At 63.9% G+C, this 19,685-nt stretch carries 17 protein-coding genes and 1 pseudogene; 6 read left to right on the plus strand and 12 right to left on the minus strand.

Annotated elements, in window-relative coordinates:
- Positions 1-8 precede the first annotated feature (8 nt).
- A complete protein-coding gene (locus HMPREF2792_RS02920) occupies positions 9-1,172 on the plus strand; it encodes an HNH endonuclease signature motif containing protein (RefSeq protein WP_070530739.1) in 1,164 nt (387 codons plus the stop codon).
- A gap of 408 nt (positions 1,173-1,580) precedes the next feature.
- Here HMPREF2792_RS02920 and guaA read toward each other — a convergent pair whose 3' ends face one another.
- Positions 1,581-3,149 (minus strand): glutamine-hydrolyzing GMP synthase, encoded by a 1,569-nt coding sequence (gene guaA, locus HMPREF2792_RS02925; protein WP_070530741.1) that lies wholly within the window; start codon positions 3,147-3,149, stop codon positions 1,581-1,583.
- A 24-nt stretch (positions 3,150-3,173) separates the two neighbouring features.
- Positions 3,174-4,100, minus strand: coding sequence for a LysR family transcriptional regulator (locus tag HMPREF2792_RS02930; protein ID WP_070530743.1), 927 nt, complete (start codon positions 4,098-4,100; stop codon positions 3,174-3,176).
- A 74-nt stretch (positions 4,101-4,174) separates the two neighbouring features.
- Between HMPREF2792_RS02930 and HMPREF2792_RS02935 the strand changes: the two genes are divergently transcribed.
- The gene (locus HMPREF2792_RS02935) at positions 4,175-5,155 is read left to right on the plus strand and encodes an EamA family transporter (protein WP_186312138.1); all 981 of its coding nucleotides are present in this window, start codon (positions 4,175-4,177) and stop codon (positions 5,153-5,155) included.
- Positions 5,156-5,202: 47 nt separating this feature from the next.
- Here HMPREF2792_RS02935 and HMPREF2792_RS02940 read toward each other — a convergent pair whose 3' ends face one another.
- Complete coding sequence (locus HMPREF2792_RS02940) at positions 5,203-6,363, minus strand: GuaB3 family IMP dehydrogenase-related protein (RefSeq protein WP_070530745.1); 1,161 nt, start codon at positions 6,361-6,363, stop codon at positions 5,203-5,205.
- Between the two features lie 9 nt (positions 6,364-6,372).
- On the minus strand, positions 6,373-7,887 hold the full coding sequence (guaB, locus tag HMPREF2792_RS02945; RefSeq protein WP_070530747.1) for an IMP dehydrogenase: 1,515 nt from the start codon (positions 7,885-7,887) through the stop codon (positions 6,373-6,375).
- A 149-nt stretch (positions 7,888-8,036) separates the two neighbouring features.
- Here guaB and HMPREF2792_RS02950 point away from each other — a divergent pair, with 149 nt between their 5' ends.
- Positions 8,037-8,411, plus strand: coding sequence for a DUF5319 domain-containing protein (locus tag HMPREF2792_RS02950; protein WP_070521533.1), 375 nt, complete (start codon positions 8,037-8,039; stop codon positions 8,409-8,411).
- A gap of 85 nt (positions 8,412-8,496) precedes the next feature.
- Here HMPREF2792_RS02950 and HMPREF2792_RS02955 read toward each other — a convergent pair whose 3' ends face one another.
- The gene (locus HMPREF2792_RS02955) at positions 8,497-9,336 is read right to left on the minus strand and encodes a hypothetical protein (RefSeq protein ID WP_070521536.1); all 840 of its coding nucleotides are present in this window, start codon (positions 9,334-9,336) and stop codon (positions 8,497-8,499) included.
- Between the two features lie 118 nt (positions 9,337-9,454).
- Positions 9,455-10,072, minus strand: a complete 618-nt coding sequence (locus HMPREF2792_RS02960) for a sigma-70 family RNA polymerase sigma factor (RefSeq protein WP_070530749.1) — start codon at positions 10,070-10,072, stop codon at positions 9,455-9,457.
- Between the two features lie 348 nt (positions 10,073-10,420).
- Here HMPREF2792_RS02960 and HMPREF2792_RS02965 point away from each other — a divergent pair, with 348 nt between their 5' ends.
- Positions 10,421-10,720, plus strand: coding sequence for a WhiB family transcriptional regulator (locus HMPREF2792_RS02965; protein WP_070530751.1), 300 nt, complete (start codon positions 10,421-10,423; stop codon positions 10,718-10,720).
- A 222-nt stretch (positions 10,721-10,942) separates the two neighbouring features.
- Here HMPREF2792_RS02965 and HMPREF2792_RS02970 read toward each other — a convergent pair.
- The 5 genes and pseudogenes from HMPREF2792_RS02970 to HMPREF2792_RS02990 form a co-directional block, all read right to left on the minus strand.
- Positions 10,943-13,215, minus strand: a pseudogene (locus HMPREF2792_RS02970) (excinuclease ABC subunit UvrA).
- A gap of 149 nt (positions 13,216-13,364) precedes the next feature.
- Complete coding sequence (gene groL / locus HMPREF2792_RS02975) at positions 13,365-14,975, minus strand: chaperonin GroEL (RefSeq protein WP_070530752.1); 1,611 nt, start codon at positions 14,973-14,975, stop codon at positions 13,365-13,367.
- 18 nt (positions 14,976-14,993) lie between these two features.
- Positions 14,994-15,293 carry a co-chaperone GroES gene (gene groES, locus HMPREF2792_RS02980; protein WP_167595557.1) on the minus strand — a complete coding sequence of 100 codons (300 nt, stop codon included), beginning with the start codon at positions 15,291-15,293 and terminating at the stop codon, positions 14,994-14,996.
- 140 nt (positions 15,294-15,433) lie between these two features.
- Complete coding sequence (locus HMPREF2792_RS02985) at positions 15,434-16,708, minus strand: FtsX-like permease family protein (RefSeq protein ID WP_070527896.1); 1,275 nt, start codon at positions 16,706-16,708, stop codon at positions 15,434-15,436.
- The gene (locus HMPREF2792_RS02990) at positions 16,692-17,297 is read right to left on the minus strand and encodes an ABC transporter ATP-binding protein (RefSeq protein WP_070521548.1); all 606 of its coding nucleotides are present in this window, start codon (positions 17,295-17,297) and stop codon (positions 16,692-16,694) included. Before HMPREF2792_RS02990 ends, HMPREF2792_RS02985 begins: the two co-directional genes overlap by 17 nt.
- 112 nt (positions 17,298-17,409) lie before the next feature.
- Between HMPREF2792_RS02990 and HMPREF2792_RS02995 the strand changes: the two genes are divergently transcribed.
- Positions 17,410-18,540 carry a sensor histidine kinase gene (locus HMPREF2792_RS02995; protein WP_070521551.1) on the plus strand — a complete coding sequence of 377 codons (1,131 nt, stop codon included), beginning with the start codon at positions 17,410-17,412 and terminating at the stop codon, positions 18,538-18,540.
- Positions 18,537-19,172, plus strand: a complete 636-nt coding sequence (locus HMPREF2792_RS03000) for a response regulator (protein ID WP_070527893.1) — start codon at positions 18,537-18,539, stop codon at positions 19,170-19,172. Before HMPREF2792_RS02995 ends, HMPREF2792_RS03000 begins: the two co-directional genes overlap by 4 nt.
- A 34-nt stretch (positions 19,173-19,206) precedes the next feature.
- Here the strand turns inward: HMPREF2792_RS03000 and HMPREF2792_RS03005 are convergent, their stop codons facing one another.
- Positions 19,207-19,635, minus strand: coding sequence for a hypothetical protein (locus HMPREF2792_RS03005; protein ID WP_070527889.1), 429 nt, complete (start codon positions 19,633-19,635; stop codon positions 19,207-19,209).
- Between the last annotated feature and the right edge of the window lie 50 nt (positions 19,636-19,685).

Here is a 19,685-nt window from a genome sequence, read left to right on the forward strand (position 1 = left end):
TGTGAGCTATGCAACTGGGGGGTTACATTCAAGCACTAGCGCGCGGGCTCGACGTGGTCGAGCAATGCGCCGGTGTCACGCGCGCGCAGCTAATTGAGATGGGTGCGCGGCCGGATTTCGCGGAGAAGCTCCTGGGGCTGCACGCGGTGTATTTCGGGGACACGATGTTCCGCTCCCGGCAGCGCAAAGCGCGCCGCACGGGCCACGACGTGTTCACGCTCCTCGATATCGAGCGCTACTGCTCCAAGCTCAAGGCCCGCAAGGCGTGGGAGTTGCGCCAACTGCTGGCTGCCACCCCGCGGGAGAAAATCCCCATGGTGGCGAAGGCCAAGCTCAAAGAGTGGCGCCCGCCGAAGGACCCTGCCCCAGGCGTGCGGGTGACGCGGCGCGCGGGCCGCAACCACACGCTGAGTATTACGGATTCCTCGCTCAACATCTCGAAGCTGCTGGCCGTGCTGAAGACCACCGACAAGGACTTGCTCACTGCGGCGCATACCGTGTTCCGCGGCGGGGGCGGCTCGGGCCAGAAGCTGCAGTCCAACGTCATCGTGCGCTTGGATGAGCTCGACCGCATCGTGGATGGCGATGGTGAGGAGATTGAGCTGCAGCTGACCAATGGGGCCACGATGACGGGCGCGGAGTTCGTGCGCGAAAAGCTTGCCGACGTCGGCCTCATCACCCTCGTCCACCCCCACCACGGCCCCGTGAACCTCTACATGGCGAGCCGCTTTGCCAACACCAAGCAGCGCCTCGCGCTGTCTGCAGAGCACCCGACGTGCGCCTGGCCCGGGTGCAACGCGCCTGCCGACGACTCCCAGATCCACCACCTCACCCGCTTTCAAGATGGCGGGCCGACGAACATGGCCAACTTGGTGCCGCTGTGCGCGTATCACAACGCGGTCAATGACGATGACCCGGAAAAGCCCACCGGCCGCGGGCACCTCGACCGCATTGATGGCCGCGTGCACTACCTGCCGCCGTGGGCCGGCCCGCCGATTCCCATCGAAAGCCCCGCCCACCCGCCGCGCTCCGCTCCGAGGCCTGCTCGCGCATCCTCAGGTCCGCCGGCATCCGGCCCACCCGACCCACGTTCCAGCCCGCCATACGGCTCTGGCCCCGGCGCGCCGCCGCATAACTCCGGCGAACCTCCGGACCCGCCACCGAGTTCATGAGTTCAACCAGCCCGTGAATCGTCGCCCGAGTCCCCAGGTCGAAGTCCAACCGGTCTCCGGATCAACCGGATCGATGGGTCGTAGGACGCCGGCTCACCGGCCTGCGACGCCTTAGCAACAAACAGCCGCTTTCACCAGCCGCTCGCTGAGAATTGTCGCTCGGCGTGCGGCTACTCGCGCGCGCGTTAAAGAGGTATGCCAGAGCTCTCGCCCGATTCGCGGAGCTGTACAGCAACGAGGCAACACAAACGCTCTACTCCGTGCCTCGGTCGGAGCTCGTGGCGACAAAGACGGTGCCAACTACAAACCACGCGGGCTTGGTACCAGGGGCCGAAAACGGGAGCGCGGCCGCGCCCTGTTAATTCAAGGCACGGCCGCGCTACGCAGCGTCTGGGAGTTTGCTTCGCTTTACTCCCACTCGATGGTTCCCGGCGGCTTCGACGTCACGTCGAGCACTACTCGGTTAACTTCCTTGACCTCGTTGGTGATGCGGGTAGAAATCTTCTCCAGCACGTCATAGGGCAGGCGCGTCCAGTCCGCGGTCATAGCGTCCTCGGAGGACACCGGGCGCAGGACAATCGGGTGGCCGTAGGTACGGCCGTCGCCCTGGACGCCGACGGAGTGGACGTCGGCAAGCAGCACCACCGGGCACTGCCAGATCTCGCCGTCCAGGCCAGCGTTGGTCAGCTCGGTACGCGCGATGAGGTCTGCCTGGCGCAGCGTCTCGAGGCGCTCCTCGGTGACCTCACCAATGATGCGGATGCCCAGGCCCGGGCCCGGGAACGGCTGGCGTGCCACGATTTCTTCCGGCAGGCCCAGTTCACGGCCAACCGCACGGACCTCGTCCTTAAAGAGCAGGCGCAGCGGCTCGACGAGCTCGAACTCGACGTCGTCAGGCAGGCCGCCCACGTTGTGGTGAGACTTAATGTTCGCGGTACCGTCACCGCCACCGGACTCCACGACGTCCGGGTACAGCGTGCCCTGCACCAGGAACGCAGCATCCTGGCCGTCCAGAGCCTGGTCGACGGCGCGCTCGAAGGAGCGGATGAACTCCGCGCCGATGGCCTTGCGCTTGGCCTCCGGCTCGGTCACACCGGCCAGCTTGTTGAGGAAGGCCTCGCGCTCGTCGACGGTGATGAGCTTCGCGCCAGTCGACGCCACGAAGTCGTTCTCCACCTGTTCACGCTCACCCGCGCGCAGCAGGCCGTGGTCGACGAAGACACAGGTCAAACGGTCACCGATGGCGCGCTGCACCAGCGCTGCTGCCACGGCGGAATCCACGCCGCCGGACAGGCCGCAGATTGCGCGGCCTTCCTCACCGATCTGCTCGCGCACATCGTTGATGAGCTGATCCGCGATGTTCTCTGCGGTCCAGTTCTGCTCCAGGCCTGCTACCTCCGTCAGGAAGCGCGTGAGCACCTCTTGGCCGTGCGGCGAGTGAAGAACTTCCGGGTGGTACTGCACGCCGGCCATCTTCTTGGACAGGCACTCGAAGGCGGCCACGGGAGCGCCCTCGGAAGAGGCGGTGACCTCAAAGCCCTCCGGGGCTTCGGAAACCGAATCTCCGTGGGACATCCACACCTTGTGCGTGTCCTCGAGGCCCTTGTGGAGCACACCGCCGGACACGGTCATGTCCGTGCGGCCGTACTCGCGGGCACCCGTGGAGGCCACGGTGCCGCCCAGGGCTTGGGTCATGGACTGGAAGCCGTAGCAGATGCCAAAGACCGGGATGCCGAGCTCGAGCAGCTCCGGCTTCAGTGCGGGGGCGCCGTCCGCGTATACGGAGGACGGGCCACCGGAGAGGATCAGCGCGGCCGGGTTCTTGGCCTTGATGTCCTCCACGGAGGCGGAATTGGGGACAACCTCGGAGTAGATGTTGGCCTCACGCACGCGCCGGGCGATGAGCTGCGCGTACTGGGCGCCAAAATCCACCACGAGGACAGGACGCGGGGTTGTATTTGGGTTAGTCACGGTCATCAGTTTAACGCAAGAACCCACACCCTAGACCGCAGGGAGTGGCCCAAAATCTTTAGCGGTGGCAGCCGCCTTGCTCAACGCCGCCCGAAACGCCCGCAAGGCGGGGTGTCCCTCGCGCCCGGCGCGCACCGCGGTGTAGAGCGTGCGGGTGGGATTACCAGGCAAGGAAACCACGCGCACGCCCTCAATTTCGTAGAGGAAAAGGTCCGAGATCACCGCCACCGCGTGTCCGGTGCGCACCAGGTGCGCATGTAGAAAGGGGTCCGGGGTTTCATAGAGCACGCTGGGGTTAAAGCCATGCCGGCGGCACAGCCGGTGGACGAACCGCCCCAATAAAAACTCCTCCGGGTCCATGGCAAAGGGGATTTCCTCGTCATGCGCTGCAAAATCCTCTAAGCGCAACTCGCTCCAGGGCCCGGTGAGTGGGGTGATGAGGCGGAGGGGGTCGTCGAGAAGCAGCTCCCGGTGGGTGTGCTCATCCGTGGCGGGCATGTCCGACTCGTACTCCTCACCCAAGATGAGGTCCACCTCCCGGCGCGCCAGCAGCTCCATCGCGCCATCGGCTTCGCGCTGGATGATCTGCACGCGCAGGTCTGGGTACTCCCTGGCCAGCTCCGTGAGCGCCCGCGGGACCAGCGAGGACATAATCGTTTGAAAGGTCGTGACCTTAATCGTGCCCCGCACCGCGTTGGTTGAAGCGATGACCTGCGACTCCGCCTCATCCGCCAACGCGAGCATTCGCTCCGCGTAGGAGGCCAGGATTTCTCCCTGCTCCGTCAAACGCACGCGCCGGCCGACCTTTTCATAGAGCGCCACGCCGACGTCCTTCTCACACTGCGCCAACTGCTGAGAGATGGCCGAGTGCGTATAGCGCAGCGATTCCGCCACCGCAGTGACGGTGCCGAGGCGTTGCAACTCGTAGAGAATGCGGAGGCGGTGCAGGTCCAACATGACAGAATCCCTAACGGGTACGTGTTAAAAACTGTAGATAGACTAACAGTTCTTCCCACCCCACAATGGACTGCATGACCAATCCGTTTGCCGTTCTGTGCGTCATCGGCTCGTGTATTTCCCTCCAGCTCGGAGCCAGCCTCGCCATCCAGATTTTCCCCATTGGAGGCCCCTGGGGCACCGCCTCGCTACGCTTGCTTTTCGCCGCTGTGATTCTGCTCTTCATCGCGCGCCCGCGCGTGCGCGAGTGGAGCCGCGAGAAGTGGATCTCCGCCACCATTTTCGGCCTCACGCTGGGCCTGATGAATGGTTTTTTCTATGCCGGCATCGAGCTCGTCGCGCTGGGCCCGGCGGTCACCATCGAGTTTCTCGGCCCGCTGCTGCTGGCGGCGTGCCTCTCCCGCTCGCTTCGCGACGCCACCTGCGTCGCCCTCGCTCTCATCGGCATGGGTCTGCTGGGCTTGGACTCCTTCAACGGAGACCCTCTCGACCTGCGTGGGGTTTTCTTCTTGCTGTGCGCGGGTGCGATGTGGGCCGCCTATATCTTGGCCAGCAAGAAGGCGGGCGCTCTCTTTAGCGGCGCAGATGGATTGGCCGTGGCCTTCCTCATCGGCGGCCTCGTGCTCCTGCCTGTCGGAGGGCGCGGCGCGGTGGCTTTGGCCAGCGACCCAAACCTCCTATTGCTCGCCCTAGGCACGGGCGTGCTGGCCTCGCTCATCCCCTATTCGTTGGAGTTCATTGCGCTGCGCAGGCTCGCCCCCAACGTCTTTTCCATCCTGATCGCCCTGGAACCTGTCTTCGCCGCACTCTTTGGCTGGCTCCTACTCTCCCAGAATGCCTCCCAGCTTAAGCTGGCGGCTATCGGCCTGGTTGTGGTGGCCTCGGTGTTGCAAACCATGGTGCCGGCGCGCGGGCGCGTGGTATTCCGCAAGGTGGCGCTGCGTCCACGCCGTCTAAAGAAGCCCCGGCTGCCGTGGCACCCAAAACCGCGTGCCAGTGACTCTAACGCTACGGCCACTGAGGCCAGCGCCACGGCCACTGGAGCGGTGACATAAACTCCGCCCCGAGCTTTGTTGAGCGGAGCAGCGTTACAACGGGCGGGCTAGCGAACGGCCAAGCCCACCTTCTGGAAGGACTTCAGGTCCGTGTAGCCGCACTTGGCCATAGCGCGCTTGAGCCCACCGACCAGGTTGAGCTCACCCAGCGGCTCGTTGGACGGGCCGTGGAGCACGACTTCGAGGGAGGTCGCTGAAGCGTCCTCGGCGGTGCCAGAAGCGTCAACGCCGGAAGCGTCGGTGCCGAGGAGGGCGCCAGCCACGCCAACCGGCTCGATGATGCCGCGTGGGAAACGCGGGTGGCCGGCCGTGGACGGCCAGTACCAGCCCTTGCCGCCTGCCTCCGCCGCACGGGCCAGGACCGGTCCCAGAACGACGCCATCGGCACCACAAGCAATGGCCTTGGCGATGTCTGCGGAGGTGAAGATGTCGCCGTCGGCAAGCACGTGCACGTAGCGGCCCCCAGTCTCATCCAGGTAATCGCGGCGTGCGGCCGCGACATCCGCGATGGTCGTCGCCATGGGAATATCGATGCCCACGGTCTCCGGGTTGGTGTTCACGCCGGAGCCGACGATGATGCCAGCCGCGCCCGCGCGCATGAGGTGCAGGGCCGTGGTGTAATCCGCCACGCCGCCGGCAATCACCGGGGTATCCAGCGAACCGATGAACTCCTTCAAGTTGAGCGGCTCGCCACCGGTCTGCACGTGCTCAGCGGAGATCAAAGTGCCGTGGATGAACAGCAGCTCCGCGCCGGCTTTGATGACGACCGGCGCCAGCTCGCGGGCGTGCTGCGGGGAGACACGCACGGCCACGGTCACGCCGGAATCGCGCACCTGCGCGATGCGCTCGGCCAGCAACTCCTCGTTCAGGGGCGCTGCGTGCAGCTCCTGCAGCGTCGACAGGTCACCGAAGTTCTCCGTCACGCGGGCAATCGCGCCCTCCAAATCCTCGTGGCGGCCCCACAGGCCTTCCGCGTTGATAACGCCCAGGCCGCCCTGCTTGCCCATCTCGATAACGAACTCGGGAGTGGCCAGCGCATCAGTCGGCGCCGAGACGAACGGGACGTCGAAGGTGTACGCATCGATGTGCCACGAGGTGTCGACGTCCTTGGAGGAACGGGTGCGGCGAGTCGGCACCAGGGAGATCTGGTTCAGGTCATAGGTGCGGCGAGCCTCACGGCCCACGCCGATTTCTACGTAATCACGCATGATTAGTCCTTAGCGGTAGTTCGGAGCTTCGACGATCTGCTGAAGGTGGTGCGGGTGAGACTCCTTGAGGCCCGCAGCGGTGATCTGGACAAACTGCTTGGTCTTGAGCTCGGCCAGGGTGGCGGAGCCGGTATAGCCCATGGAGGCGCGCAGGCCGCCGACAATCTGGTGCACGATGGCATCGATGTCACCGCGGAATGGCACGCGGCCCTCCACGCCTTCCGGCACCAGCTTGTCCTCGCTCTTAACGTCAGCTTGGAAGTAGCGGTCCTTGGAGTAGGAGCGCTTCTCCCCCGTCAGGCCACGGCCCTGCATGGCGCCCATGGAGCCCATGCCGCGGTAGCGCTTGTACTGCTTGCCCTGGACCACCACGATGTCGCCCGGCGATTCCGTGGTGCCAGCCAGCATGGAGCCCAGCATGACGGCATCCGCACCGGCGGCCAGCGCCTTGGCAATGTCACCGGAGTACTGCATACCGCCGTCACCAATAACCGGAACGCCCGCCGGGCCGGCCACCGCGGCGGCCTCCATGATGGCGGTGATCTGCGGGGCACCCACGCCCGCCACCACGCGCGTGGTGCAGATGGAGCCCGGGCCAATGCCAACCTTGATGGCGTCGGCACCAGCCTCAATCATGTCGCGCGCCGCAGCACGAGTGGCCAGGTTGCCGCCGACGACGTCAACACGGTCGCCGAAGTCCTTCTGCACGCGGGAGACCATCTCCAGCACGCGGTTGTTGTGGGCGTGGGCGGAGTCGACGACGAGGACGTCCACGCCGGCGTCGACAAGCTGGCCTGCGCGCTGGTAGGACTCCTCACCGGTACCGATGCCCGCCGCCACGAGCAGGCGCCCGGAAGCATCCTTGGAGGCGTTGGGGAACTGCTCAGTCTTGACAAAGTCCTTGACGGTGATGAGGCCGACGAGCTTGTTCTCATCGTTGACGATGGGCAGCTTCTCCACCTTGTTGGCGGACAGCAGCTCCAGCGCCTCCTCCTTGCTGACGCCCTCCTTGGCCACGACGAGCGGCATGGGCGTCATAATCTCCGAGACCTTGCGGGAGAAATCCGGCTCGAAGCGCATGTCACGGTTGGTGCAGATACCCACGAGGGTGCCCTGCTTATCGACGACCGGCAGGCCCGAAATCCGGAACCGCGCGCACAGCGTATCGACTTCATCGATGGTCATGTCCGGGGAAGCCGTGACCGGGTCGGTCACCATGCCGGATTCGGAGCGCTTGACAATCTCTACCTGCTGGGCCTGATCCTCAACTGACAGGTTGCGGTGCAGGACGCCGATGCCGCCCTGGCGCGCCATGCCGATGGCCATGCGGGCCTCGGTCACGGTGTCCATCGCGGCGGAAGCCAGGGGCACGCCGAGGCGAATGTTGCGCGTAAACTGCGCCGAGGTATCCACCTCGGAGGGAACGACGTTGGATTCTGCCGGAAGCAGCAGGACATCATCAAAGGTAAGGCCGTAGAGTGCAATCTTGTCGGGGTTGTCTCCGCCGGTGTGGACGTGGCTCATGAGGGTGGGGCTCTCCTAAACTGACCAGATAGTTTTATGCGGTAGCCCTCACTGTAGTGCGTGGACGCCCCGTAGTGGTAGCCGTGGGTAGAGGAATAGGTATCTATAGGGAATTGCCATGCGCGCACGGAGTCAATAGGCTCGCAGACGTGAACTTTTTCGCCAACATGCCCCGCGATCCTTTCGCGGACGACCCGAACGACCCAGCTTCCTTCCTCGAGGAGGATGATCACGTCGAGCCGCTGTCCGAGGAGGACCGTCTCGCCGTCATCCACGATCTGGCCATGGTCCAAGAGTTTGCGCGCGTTCTCAGCCCGCGCGGCATCGATGGCATCTTCTTTTTCTGCGAGGACTGCGAGGAGAACCACTTCTACGAGTGGGACATCATGGCCTCCAACATGCAGGCCACGCTGGCAGGCCAGCTCGCCCCCGTGCACGAGCCGGGCGCGGAGCCGGACCCGATGCGCTACGTCCCTTGGGATTATGCGGTGGGTTATCTCGACGGCATGGACTCGCGCTACTAGCTGCGGTCAGCGCGGTAGAACTACCGCGCGTTAAACGGAAAGAACCTCTTCCCTCCTGTTGCGGGGGAAGAGGTTCTTTGTGGTTTTATTGCTGGAATTGCGCCGGCGGGAGCTGGCCATTATCCGTGGCGCCATCCGAAGCTCCGTCGGAGTTGTCGCCTTGCGGAGGCGTTGCCTGATCGCCGCCCTGCTGACCTGGCTCCGGCTGGTTCTGCTCCGGTGGGCTCAGCGGGTTGCCCGCCGAAACCGTGCGGGTCACCACGACGGTGGAAACCGCAGTCTCTGTCTGCGTTACGGTTTCCGGCTCCGGCGGCTGCTGCTCCTCCACCGGGGCAGGCTTCTCCACGGTCTGCGTCTGCGTCACCGTGGCGCTGGGCTGCTGCTTCGTGGTACGAGGGGCCTCTGCCTCACGTTCCCGCTTAGCCTGGTCCACCATCTTCCGGGCTTCTTCAAGCAACTGGCGGGTGCCATCCATGTCGCCTTGGGCGGAACGCTTCTCCATCTCATCGAGCGTTCCGGCAAGCTCCACTACGGACACATCGTGCTCGTCCGCGCCGAAGAGCGACTGGTTCACTCCGTAAAGCGGAGATCCCGGGCCGGCGTTGACGACCACAGCGCCGGTACCTGCGATGAGCAGCGTAGCTGCGGCCGCCCCGATGAGTCCGTGCATGAAAGGCTTGCTTCGACGGCGACGTGCCGCGCCGAGGGAAATGATCTCCGGCTCTTCCTCTGCGCCCTCAATGAGAGGGGCCGGAGGCATCTGCTTTTCGACGTCCCCGCGCAGCTCCAGCAGAAGCCCCGCCAGTTCATCACCGCCATCGGAGGGATCTGTTCCTTCGGAGAGAGTGGTGAGGAATGCATCATCATCAACCAAGGGCTGCAGCTGCTCAGCGACACCCTGCTGAGGCTCGTCCTTCTTTGCCATGATGACCTCCCTTCCTTACTAGAGAATTATTAGTTTGTCGGTGCCAAGTGCCGATGGCTCACTGCTAGCTCTGGGCTAGCCCAATTACTGGTTCACTCTGCTGGTTCACATTGTTGGTTCACTGCGTCTCGTGCGAATCGAGGGATTTGCGCAATTGCGCGAGTGCACGATGCTGCGCCACGCGGACTGCGCCAGGGGTGGACTCCACAATTTCCGCGGTCTCCTCTGCCGACAGCCCCACGAACACACGCAAGATGATAATGTCCCGGGCCTTGTCACTTAACGTATCGAGCATGGCCCGCACTCTGTTACTACCGTCCACGGCAAGGGCGGATTCTTCGGGGGTAGCGTCCTGAGCAGCATCCTCCGGAAGGTCTTCCGTGGGGTGAGTGTGGTCGCGGCTCAGGGCGCGGTGGGCATCGGTCACCTTGTGAGCAGCAATGCCATAGACGTAGGCCATAAACGGGCGGCCCTTATCTTTGTACGTGCCAATAGACGTCGCCACCGCCAAACAGATCTCCTGCGCCACGTCCTCCGCCGTGGGCTGGCGGTGGCCGCCGATGCGCGCGCGGCAATAGCGCAGGACCTGCGGGTGAATGATCCGCATGATGCGCTGGAGGGCGCGGCGGCTACCGTCGACGGCCAGCGGAACGAGGTCCGCTAATTCCTTATCGCTGTCGCGCTTCGCCACCGTTGAGGAGCCGCTCGCGTCTGTAGCCTGAGTAGCCACTGCCATCCTTGCCGTTCTGCTTTTGCTCTTCTGCTTAATGCATTACTTCATATTCTGTATGAACATCATGGCATAACCTTTTGACGAAACCCCAAAACGACGGGTCTCATCCCCAGCTTTGACCCCACTAGAAAAAGTTCATACACCGTTCATCTTAGCCTTAAGCGCAGGTCACAGGGGCTCCAGTTGAGGAGTTTCAGCCAGTTATACCTGCATGTCAGCATTGCGTAACGCGCTGTTTACCCAAGGGGGACACACTTCAATCTCGTCTCACTTCGCCTCGGCGTTCACGGGGGCGTGCCCGCAACGCGCCCCGCGCCTGGGCACTCTATCTTTGGCAAAGGAGAATCGAACGTGTCTCAGTCCTTCCTGCTCCCCGGGCCGAATACGGACTTTTGGGATTGGCAGCTTCATGGCGCATGCCGTGGAGAAAACTCTGACGTGTTCTATCACCCGGACGGCGAGCGCGGACGCGCCCGCGCCCAGCGCGAGAACCGCGCCAAGGCTATTTGCAGCACCTGCCCGGTCATCGAGATGTGCCGCGAACACGCTCTCGCCTCCGGCGAGCCCTACGGCGTGTGGGGCGGCATGAGCGAGTCGGAGCGCGTCGTCGCCCTGCGCTCGCGTCGCGCCCACGCGACCGTCGGCGCCTAGTCCGCTTCTGCCAGCTCCCAGCCTTGGGGTCGGACGGCAAACCACCACCTCTATTGGCTGGACGCGACAAGGCTGCTCTCCCCACTGGATGAGCCCGCCGTGGGCCGTCGCGCAGCGGGCCTTTTGCGAAGTTTCTTTAAGTAGCATCACGCCCCTCCCCCACCTGCACTGATATCCAACAGCCAGCACGGGCAAGGGGCAGCGGGTGAAAGACGTCAGTTTTTACAGCGCCTGCGCCAGGTAGCGGGCGGTCACCGTGTCCTTGTCGAGGAACTCGCGCGGCGAGCAGGCCGCCACAACCTCGCCGCCGGCTGAGCCCGCGCCGGGACCGAGATCAATGATGTGATCGGCGTGCGCCAGGACGGCGCGGTGGTGTTCGACGCAGATGAGGGTGAGGTGGTCGTCGACAAGCGTGTCAAAGAGGCGCAGCAAGGTGTCGATATCTTTCTGATGCAGGCCCACCGTCGGCTCATCGAGCACGATGATGTCCGCAGTCGCCTTGCGGTCGCACAACCGCACCGCCAGCTTCAGCCGCTGGCGCTCGCCGCCAGAGAGCGTCGAGAGCGGCTGCCCCAGCGTCAGGTAGCCCAGCCCCACGGCAACGAGCTGCTCGTACACGCGCTTCGCAGCAGTAACTTTGGCCTCGCGGCAAAACTCCACGGCCTCAACCGCGGGAAGCGCGAGTACCTCCGCGATGTTCTTGCCCGCCAGCTCGTAACCCAAAACGTCGGCAGCAAAGCGGCGGCCCTCGCACACCTCGCAGGGCACATCCGCGCTGTCCATCGCACCAAACTCCACGGTCACCACGCCAGCGCCGGAACAGGCCGGGCACGCGCCCTCCGAGTTGAAAGAGAACATTCCCGGCGTGGCCCCATCGTTGGCCTTGGCGAAGGCCTTGCGCAGCGCGTCCATCGCACCGGTGTAGGTGGCCGGGTTTGAGCGCCGCGAGCCAGACAACGAAGACTGGTCGACAACGAGGATGCGGTCGTCGTCCGGCAGGCATTCCATCAGCGATGACTTTCCGGATCCCGCAACGCCCGAAATGACCGTGAGCACGCCCAGTGGAATATCCACGTCGACGTCCTTGAGATTGTTATGGCGCGCCCCGCGGATCTCCAGCGCGCCGGTGGGCTCGCGCACCTCATCCTTCAACGCCACCTTCCCGCTGACGGACGGTGCGGCACCGACGGAAAGGATTTCGCCGCCCGCCACTCCGGCGCCGGGGCCAAGCTCGACGACGCAATCCGCAATCGCCATCGTCGCCGGGTTGTGCTCCACCACGAGCACCGTGTTGCCCTTATCGCGCAGCTGCAGGAGAAGCTCATTCATCTGCGTGACGTCATGCGGATGCAGCCCGGCGGTGGGCTCATCAAAGACATAGGTGACGTCCGTGAGCGCCGACCCGATGTGCCGCACCATGCGCGTGCGCTGCGCCTCGCCACCGCTCAGCGTTCCCGTCGGGCGCGCCAGAGTCAGGTAGCCCAGCCCCAAATCCAGGGCGGCCTCCAACCCACGCAGCGGGGCCACGGCAAGCGGTGAGTTGATGGTGCGGAGCCATGCGGAGGCGTCGGCAAGCTCCATGGCGCAGACATCCGCGATGGAGACGCCGTTGAGGTAGGACTCGCGCGCGTGCTGCGCCAAGCGCGTGCTGTGGCACTCCGGGCAGTCGATGAAGACCACCGCGCGCTCGACAAAGGACCGCATGTGCTTTTGCAGGGACTCCACGGGCTTGCTCAGCACGTTGGTTTTCAGACGCGTGACCAGCCCCATGTAGCTCATGTTGATGCCGCCGACCTTGACCTTAGTCTCGGTCTCATAGAGGTCCCGCTTCTGTTCCTCGGTGAACTCCTTGACCGGCACGTCGGCTGGGTACAGCCCGGACTCGGCGTAGGCGCGCCACATCCACGAGCCCACCTTCATGCCGGGGTACATGATGGCGCCATCGTTCAGTGTCAGAGTTTCATCAACGAGCTGGCGCTTGTCGACGTCCCCCACTTCCCCCCTTCCCTCACACCTCGGGCACATGCCGCCGGTGCGCTCGAAGCGACGCACCTCTTTGACGCCATTGACCTCGATGGCGCCCTGCCCGGAGGCGGAGGGCACGTTGAAGGAATAGGCCGCGGGGCCGCCGGCGCGGGGCTCGGCTAGGCGGGAGAAGAGCACGCGGAGGTGCCCGGTGATGTCGGTGGCGGTACCGAACGTCGAGCGCGCGGAAGCCGCCATGGGCTCCTGACCCACGACGATGGCTGCAGTGAGCCCTTCCAAGCGGTCCACGTCGGGGCGGGGTGGGGCTTGCATGAAGCCCTGCACGAAGCCGGGATAGGTTTCGTTGATGAGACGCTGCGATTCAGCCGCAACGGTATCGAAGACCAGCGAGGTCTTGCCGGATCCGGACACACCGGTGAAACAGTGAGCTTGCGCTTAGGGATGCGCACGTCCACGTTCTTGAGGTTGTTTTCGCGGGCGCCGGTGACGGTGATGAATTCTTGTTCCACGGCTCAGCAGTCTACTAACGGGGCGGGGTCCTGCCCCGGACACGGCGAAGGCCCGCCGCCCCGCAGATATGCGGGTTAGCGGGCCTTCCTTACGGCTATGCGGGAACCCTTGTGGCACGCGGGAAACCTACGTTTCCCGCACGCACGTTTTAGTGCGCGTGCGCAGCCTGTGCCGGCTCTTCCTCGGCGGGCTTCTCTACAACGGAAGCCTCGGTGGTGAGCACCATGCGGGCCACGGAGGCGGCGTTGACCACGGCGGAGTGGGTGACCTTCACCGGGTCGATGATGCCCTGCTCCAGCAGGTTGCCGTACTCCAGGGTGGCGGCGTTGAAGCCCTCGCCGTTGGCCTTCTCGGCAACGTGGGCGACCACAACGGATCCGTCCAGGCCTGCGTTCTCAGCGATCCAGTAGGCCGGGCGGGTCAGCGCGCGGGCCACGGCCAGCACACCAATCTTGGCCTCACCCTCGAAGCCTTCAGCAAATGCTTCGAGCTCCTTGGAAATCTGGACCAGCGCGGAGCCACCGCCAGCGATGACTCCCTCTTCAACGGCCGCGCGGGCGGCGTTGATGGCGTCCTCGACGCGCAGCTTGCGCTCGTTGACCTCGGTCTCAGTAGCGGCGCCAACGCGGATGACGGCAACGCCACCGGACAGCTTGGCCAGACGCTCCTCCAGCTTCTCCTTATCCCAGGTGGAATCGGTGCGCTCGATTTCGCGGCGCAGCTGCTCGCGGCGCTCCTCGACGGCCTCTGCCGTACCTGCACCATCCACAATCACGGTGTCTTCCTTGGACACGGTGACGCGGCGAGCGGAACCGAGAACCTCCGGGCCAACTTCCTTGAGGTTGATGCCAACCTCAGGGTCGACGACGGTAGCGCCGGTGACAACAGCCAGGTCATCCATGAAGCCCTTGCGGCGCTCGCCGAAGTACGGGGACTTCACGGCGGCGACCTTGAGGACCTTGCGGATGGAGTTCACCACGAGTGCCTGCAGCGGCTCGCCCTCGATGTCCTCAGCGATGATCAGCGTCGGGCGCGAGGACTCCGCGATCTTCTCCAACAGCGGCAGGAAGTCCGGCAGGGAGGAGATCTTGTTGCGGACGAGGAGAATTGAGGCGTCGTCAAGCACGGCGTTGTAGGTCTCCTCCTCCGTCGCAAAGTACGGGGAGAGGTAGCCCTTGTCGAAGGAAATGCCCTCGGTGACGTCCACGGTGGACTCGATGGTCTGGGACTCCTCGACGGTGACGACGCCGTCCTTACCCACCTTGTCCATCGCGCCAGCAACCATCTCGCCGACCTCCGCATCGCGGGAGGAAACGGTGGCAACCTGGGAGACCTCCGCGGAGGAGTTCACCGGGGTGGCACGCTTCTTGAGCTCCTCGACGACCTTCTCAGCCGCCGCTTCGATGCCCTTGTTCAGCTCGATGGGGTTAGCGCCGGCTGCCACGTTGCGCAGGCCTTCGAAGACGAGAGCCTGGGCCAGCAAGGTGGCGGTAGTCGTACCGTCACCGGCAATGTCGTTGGTCTTAACGGCCACGGACTTCACCAGCTGGGCGCCGAGGTTCTCAAAAGGATCGTCGAGGTCAATGTCGCGGGCGATGGTGACGCCGTCGTTGGTGACGGTCGGGCCACCAAAAGCCTTGGACAGCACGACGTTGCGGCCGCGCGGTCCGAGGGTGACCTTGACGGCGTCGGCAAGCGTGTCTACACCGCGCTGGATGCCCTCGCGGGCCTCCTGGTCAAATGCAATCAGTTTTGGCATAGGGTTAATCGCCTACTTTTACTTCTCGATGACAGCGAGCAGGTCGCGAGCGGACAGCAGGAGGTACTCCTGGCCGTCGTACTTCAGCTCAGTTCCGCCGTACTTGGAGAAGATGACGGTGTCGCCCTCGTTGACGCCAACCGGGACGACCTCGCCCTTGTCGTTGGTGCGGCCCGGGCCGACAGCGACGACGGTGGCCTCCTGCGGCTTCTCCTTTGCGGAGTCCGGGATAACCAGGCCGGATGCAGTGGTGGTCTCAGCTTCAACGATCTGAACGAGGACCTTGTCCTCCAGCGGCTTAATGTTTGCCATGATGATTTCCTCCAAAGTGTTCCTAGTGCGCGTCCACGTGGACGCGCGCGTGCCGGTTGTGGGTGTCCAGCACAGCCGTCGTCGCGGGTGAACAACTGTGGGTCAAAACAACCTGCCTAGCACTCTACCCTCGCGACTGCTAGCCCTCAACGTTGTGGGCCGCTAACCCGTTCGCCCTCCGCGAACGACGCGGCTCGGGTGTGTACAAAGCCGGCCAACGCCAGCTTGACGACGCCCAGGGCAATAAACATTGCGCCGAATATTACGGCGAAGGACGGCCACCACAACTCCTCTACCAGCGTTCGACCGAAGGAAGCCTGTGGGGTGAGCAGGTGCTGGAGGGGCAGGAGCGTCGCCAAACACAGCGCCCAGACCACGCCGGCCGCAGTCAGGGTGAGGCACGCCGCCTCCCCCACTTGCACGCGCGCCCAGGCCGAGGGGGCGGCGCCCGCCAAGGTGAGGCCACGAATATCGGCCGCGATGCGCCCGTGCATAAGCAGCGAGGTAAGCACGGCGCCCACGATGCTAGGTGCGAAGACTGGACCCAAAAGGGCGAGGAAGGCCTGCCACGAGGACAGGGTGCCTCCGGCGCCTGCGTCGTTCCCAAAGCGCAGGCCCGAGCCGACGGCGACGATAAAGCCGCCGACGAGCACCCACGGCACGATGTGCGGGGTGGAAAAGCTTCGGCGCACGCGCACATTAGCCCCAGCGATGCCGGCCGCGCGGGTCCATTGATCCAGGACGGGCATAAGCCAGGGCAAAAAGAGCGCGACAAGGATGACCAAGCCCATCTCGGCCGAGAGGAGGTCGCCGGGATCATCAATGTGTAGGCATCCATAGACCGTACTGCCGACAGCAACGGACGCGAGCAGGAATTTCACCATGAGCCACGCCGGGTGTGCGGTGGCGTGCGGCCGAAAGACTCGGCGCAGTGGAGGCAGCGCTCCGACTAGGGCCGCGGACATGCAGACAACTATCGCAATACCAACGACCTGGCCTGTAATCGCAATGTCTGGCAAAGGGATGCCGTCGCTGCGCAGGGCGCGCACGCACGGCGCGAGCAGTGGACGGGCCGGCAGCACACCAAGAAATCCGGCGGCCGCGCTGACCACCGCGACTTGGCCCAGAATGAAAATCAGGATCATCCACCCAGGCATGCCCACCATGCGCCAGGAACGGTAGACCGGCTCGCGCTCAGCGATGATAAGGCGCATCTGCGAGAGCGTCACCAGCACTACCACGCACAGTGACATGCCCAGCACTGTGCCGCCCAGAGGCCCAGCGGGGTTTTCTTCGGCTCCGGGGGAAGCGACCAGCATGGCTAGCGCTAGGGTGCACGAGGTGGAAGACACCACCAGGGTCAGCGCTACGGCCAGCCACGATAGCCAATTGGACTGTAAGTCCTTAAGCCACACCAGCATGGGCCACCTCCTCCAAGGAAATGACCCGGTCGGCCGCCTCGGCGGCAAGGTGCGAGTGAGTCACCATGATCACGCTGGCTCCATCGCGGGCAACGGCGTGAAGGTGGGAAAGGACGGTGGAAGCGGTGGCGTCGTCAAGCGCGCCCGTGGGCTCGTCAGCGAAGATATAGGGCGCTTGGGCCAGCAATGCCCGGGCGACAGCCACGCGTTGCTGCTGCCCACCAGAAAGCTGTGCGGGCAGGCGGCTCTCCAATCCAGCGAGACCGAGCGAATCGAAGACCTCTGCCACACGGCCGCGTGCAGGGCGCCGGCCGGAAAAGCGCGCCGTCAAGGTGGCATTGCGTTGCGCGTTGAGGGATTCCAGCAGGTTGTAGTCTTGGAATACAAATGCACGCTGCTTGCGCCCCGGCGCGTTGACTCGGCCGGAAGTGGGCTTATCGAGCCCGGATAACAGGTTCAGGAGCGTGGTTTTGCCGCTTCCCGATGGCCCCATGATGGCAACGAATTCGCCTGGGGCGATAGACACATTGACGCGATTGAGCACGGTGCGGCGGCCGTAGCGCTTACTAAGGTTTTCTGCTTTTAACATGCCTTTGATTCCACTCGGCCACGCACAACAATGACATGGGGCGGGCTGCCCGAAAAATGGTGGAGCTAGCTCCACTGCCCTTCCACCGGCATGGCGGATAGGGTCGAAGACTATGCGAACCTTCAAAGCCTGTGCGTGGAGCCTCCTCCTCGGCATGCTGTGTATCCCAACCTTGGTGATTTCGGTGCTGATGCTGCCGTGGATCCCGTTGGTGGGTCGCGCCGCGGAACTTGTCGGCCGGTTGGGCGCGCAGTGGATGGGCGTGGAAATTCCACCCCGGCGCGCAGATCGATGGTTTGATTGGCAGCAGTTCTATCACCTCGTGTTGCAGTTATTGATTTCGACTGCATGCTTTACCGCGTGGACGGCCCTGGGTTTCACAGCGGGTGTGCTAGCGATAGCGCCATTCGTACCTAAGGCCGAGTTCTCCGTTGGCGAGTGGTCCACCTCCAACCGACCGCTTATTTTCTTAACCTGCTGGCTGGCTGCTCTGTTGCTTGTGTTGTTACTGGTAGGTCTCAACCGCCTCTTGGTCTCAGCGTCGGTCTCGCTGACCCGACTGGCATTGAGTCCTTCGGCCGAGGAAATGGCGGCCTCGCGTGCCACGCTTATCGATGCCTTCTCCGGCGAGCGCCGCCGCATCGAACGCGAACTGCACGATGGCCCGCAGCAGTACCTCACTGCGCTCAAGCTCAACTTGGCCGCGGCAAAACTACAAGCCCCGCCCCAGGCACAGCAGGCCTTGACTGACGCAGAACATAATGCCTCTTTGGCTCTGGCTTCATTGCGGGCGACAGTGCGTGGCATTGCGCCGCAGGTGCTTTTCGACGACGGGCTTATCCCCGCCCTCGACGAGTTACTCGCCCATTCCGGGCTTGAGACCACACTTCGCGTAGAGGGCGCTGAGAGCTCGATAGACGAGACCACAGCACTGCTGGCCTATCATGCAGTCGCCGAGGCGCTCACAAACGCCTCTAAACACGGCGCAGCCACCGAAGCCGTGGTAACGGTCGCTTTTAGGGATATGCTGCGCCTAGAAATCGTAGATAATGGCATGGGCCCCACGGCCAAAGAGCCGGACGGTGAGAGTGCAGCTGTGGGTTCAGGCACGGGCCTCGCCGGGCTGCGTGAGCGTGCTGCTGCACTCGGCGGCACAGTAACCTTTGGTGCTGATAGCACCAATGCTACGGGTAAAGGCGGCGGCCAGCTGCTGGTCAAACTACCGCTGAAGGAGGCGGAATGAAGTTACTACTCGCAGAAGATTCCGCGCTCCTGCGCGCGGGTCTGGAGCAACTACTCGGTGCTCTCGGTCATAGCGTCACGGCGGTCACAGATGCCGAAGCACTGCGCGCCATCGCAGTGCAGGAAGACTTCGACCTCATTATCAGCGATGTGCGCATGCCGCCCACGATGACCGATGACGGGCTTCAAGCCGTGCACGATCTGCGGGCAGCCGACCCCACCCAACCCGTGGTGGTGCTGAGCCAATACGTAGCGGCAAGCTATCTCGACCGCCTCCTGGAGCACGGCGGATTCGGGTACCTACTCAAGGAGCGCGTTTCTGATGTTGAAGAATTCGTGCGCACGCTTGACGATGTCGCCCGCGGCGGCACCGTGGTGGACCCAGAGGTGGTCACGGCGCTGCTTTCTGCAAGGCACACTGGTCTAGCCCGGCTCACCGCTCGCGAGCGGGAAGTACTGGGGCTTATGGCCCAAGGATTGAGCAATAAAGACATTGAAGACACGCTCGTCCTTACCTCCGGAGCAGTAAGCAAGCATGTCTCCAGTGTATTTATAAAGCTCGGGTTTCGACCCGAGGACTCCAACCGGCGGGTGAAGGCCGTATTGGCATGGCTGCGCCACACCGAGCGCTAGAAAAGCGCTGAGGCCCTACAAACAAGGGCTGGAATTAGACCTGCCGGTGGGAGTTCAGCACAGCCGCGCGCCACAGCTGGTACTCCTCCGGGTTGTCCTCGTGGTAGTTCTTCACCGCGCGGATGCCGTGCTCCACGGCCTCGGCGACCTCGTCGATGTTCTTGTCGTCACCGTCGGCAGCAACGAAGATAACCGGACCGCAGATGGAACGGATTGGGTCCTGCAAGAAGGCGGAATTGCCGGTCGCAGCTGCATTGCGCGCCAGGGAAGCCACCGGGTTCGGGTCGGCGCCTTCAGCCTTGGCGTTCGGGTTAAACAGCGCCGCGTAGGTCTGGCCATCATCCTGGAAGGCCACAGAGACACGATCCTCGGTGGTGCCGCCGAGGAATTGATTTGCGTGCTCGAGCTCAAACTCGATGGTGCGGCGGGACAGATCGGGGTTAACGAGGAATCCAGTGGTCATAGCGGTGTGAGCTCCTTATGTGCGAGCGAGGCAATTATCGGTCATCACAC

Source organism: Corynebacterium sp. HMSC068H04 (assembly GCF_001811255.1).
GTDB lineage: Bacteria > Actinomycetota > Actinomycetes > Mycobacteriales > Mycobacteriaceae > Corynebacterium > Corynebacterium hesseae.

What these genes read in the sequence shown, in the direction of transcription:
- HMPREF2792_RS03005 (WP_070527889.1), bottom strand. Translation starts at nt 19,635, where the DNA reads ATGACCACTGGATTCCTCGTTAACCCCGATCTGTCCCGCCGCACCATC.
- groL (WP_070530752.1), bottom strand. Translation starts at nt 14,975, where the DNA reads ATGCCAAAACTGATTGCATTTGACCAGGAGGCCCGCGAGGGCATCCAG.
- guaB (WP_070530747.1), bottom strand. Translation starts at nt 7,887, where the DNA reads ATGAGCCACGTCCACACCGGCGGAGACAACCCCGACAAGATTGCACTC.
- HMPREF2792_RS02955 (WP_070521536.1), bottom strand. Translation starts at nt 9,336, where the DNA reads ATGGCAAAGAAGGACGAGCCTCAGCAGGGTGTCGCTGAGCAGCTGCAG.
- HMPREF2792_RS02920 (WP_070530739.1), top strand. Translation starts at nt 9, where the DNA reads ATGCAACTGGGGGGTTACATTCAAGCACTAGCGCGCGGGCTCGACGTG.
- HMPREF2792_RS02985 (WP_070527896.1), bottom strand. Translation starts at nt 16,708, where the DNA reads ATGCTGGTGTGGCTTAAGGACTTACAGTCCAATTGGCTATCGTGGCTG.
- guaA (WP_070530741.1), bottom strand. Translation starts at nt 3,149, where the DNA reads ATGACCGTGACTAACCCAAATACAACCCCGCGTCCTGTCCTCGTGGTG.
- HMPREF2792_RS02935 (WP_186312138.1), top strand. Translation starts at nt 4,175, where the DNA reads ATGACCAATCCGTTTGCCGTTCTGTGCGTCATCGGCTCGTGTATTTCC.
- HMPREF2792_RS02930 (WP_070530743.1), bottom strand. Translation starts at nt 4,100, where the DNA reads ATGTTGGACCTGCACCGCCTCCGCATTCTCTACGAGTTGCAACGCCTC.
- HMPREF2792_RS02990 (WP_070521548.1), bottom strand. Translation starts at nt 17,297, where the DNA reads ATGTTAAAAGCAGAAAACCTTAGTAAGCGCTACGGCCGCCGCACCGTG.
- HMPREF2792_RS03000 (WP_070527893.1), top strand. Translation starts at nt 18,537, where the DNA reads ATGAAGTTACTACTCGCAGAAGATTCCGCGCTCCTGCGCGCGGGTCTG.
- HMPREF2792_RS02960 (WP_070530749.1), bottom strand. Translation starts at nt 10,072, where the DNA reads ATGGCAGTGGCTACTCAGGCTACAGACGCGAGCGGCTCCTCAACGGTG.
- HMPREF2792_RS02940 (WP_070530745.1), bottom strand. Translation starts at nt 6,363, where the DNA reads ATGCGTGATTACGTAGAAATCGGCGTGGGCCGTGAGGCTCGCCGCACC.
- HMPREF2792_RS02995 (WP_070521551.1), top strand. Translation starts at nt 17,410, where the DNA reads ATGCGAACCTTCAAAGCCTGTGCGTGGAGCCTCCTCCTCGGCATGCTG.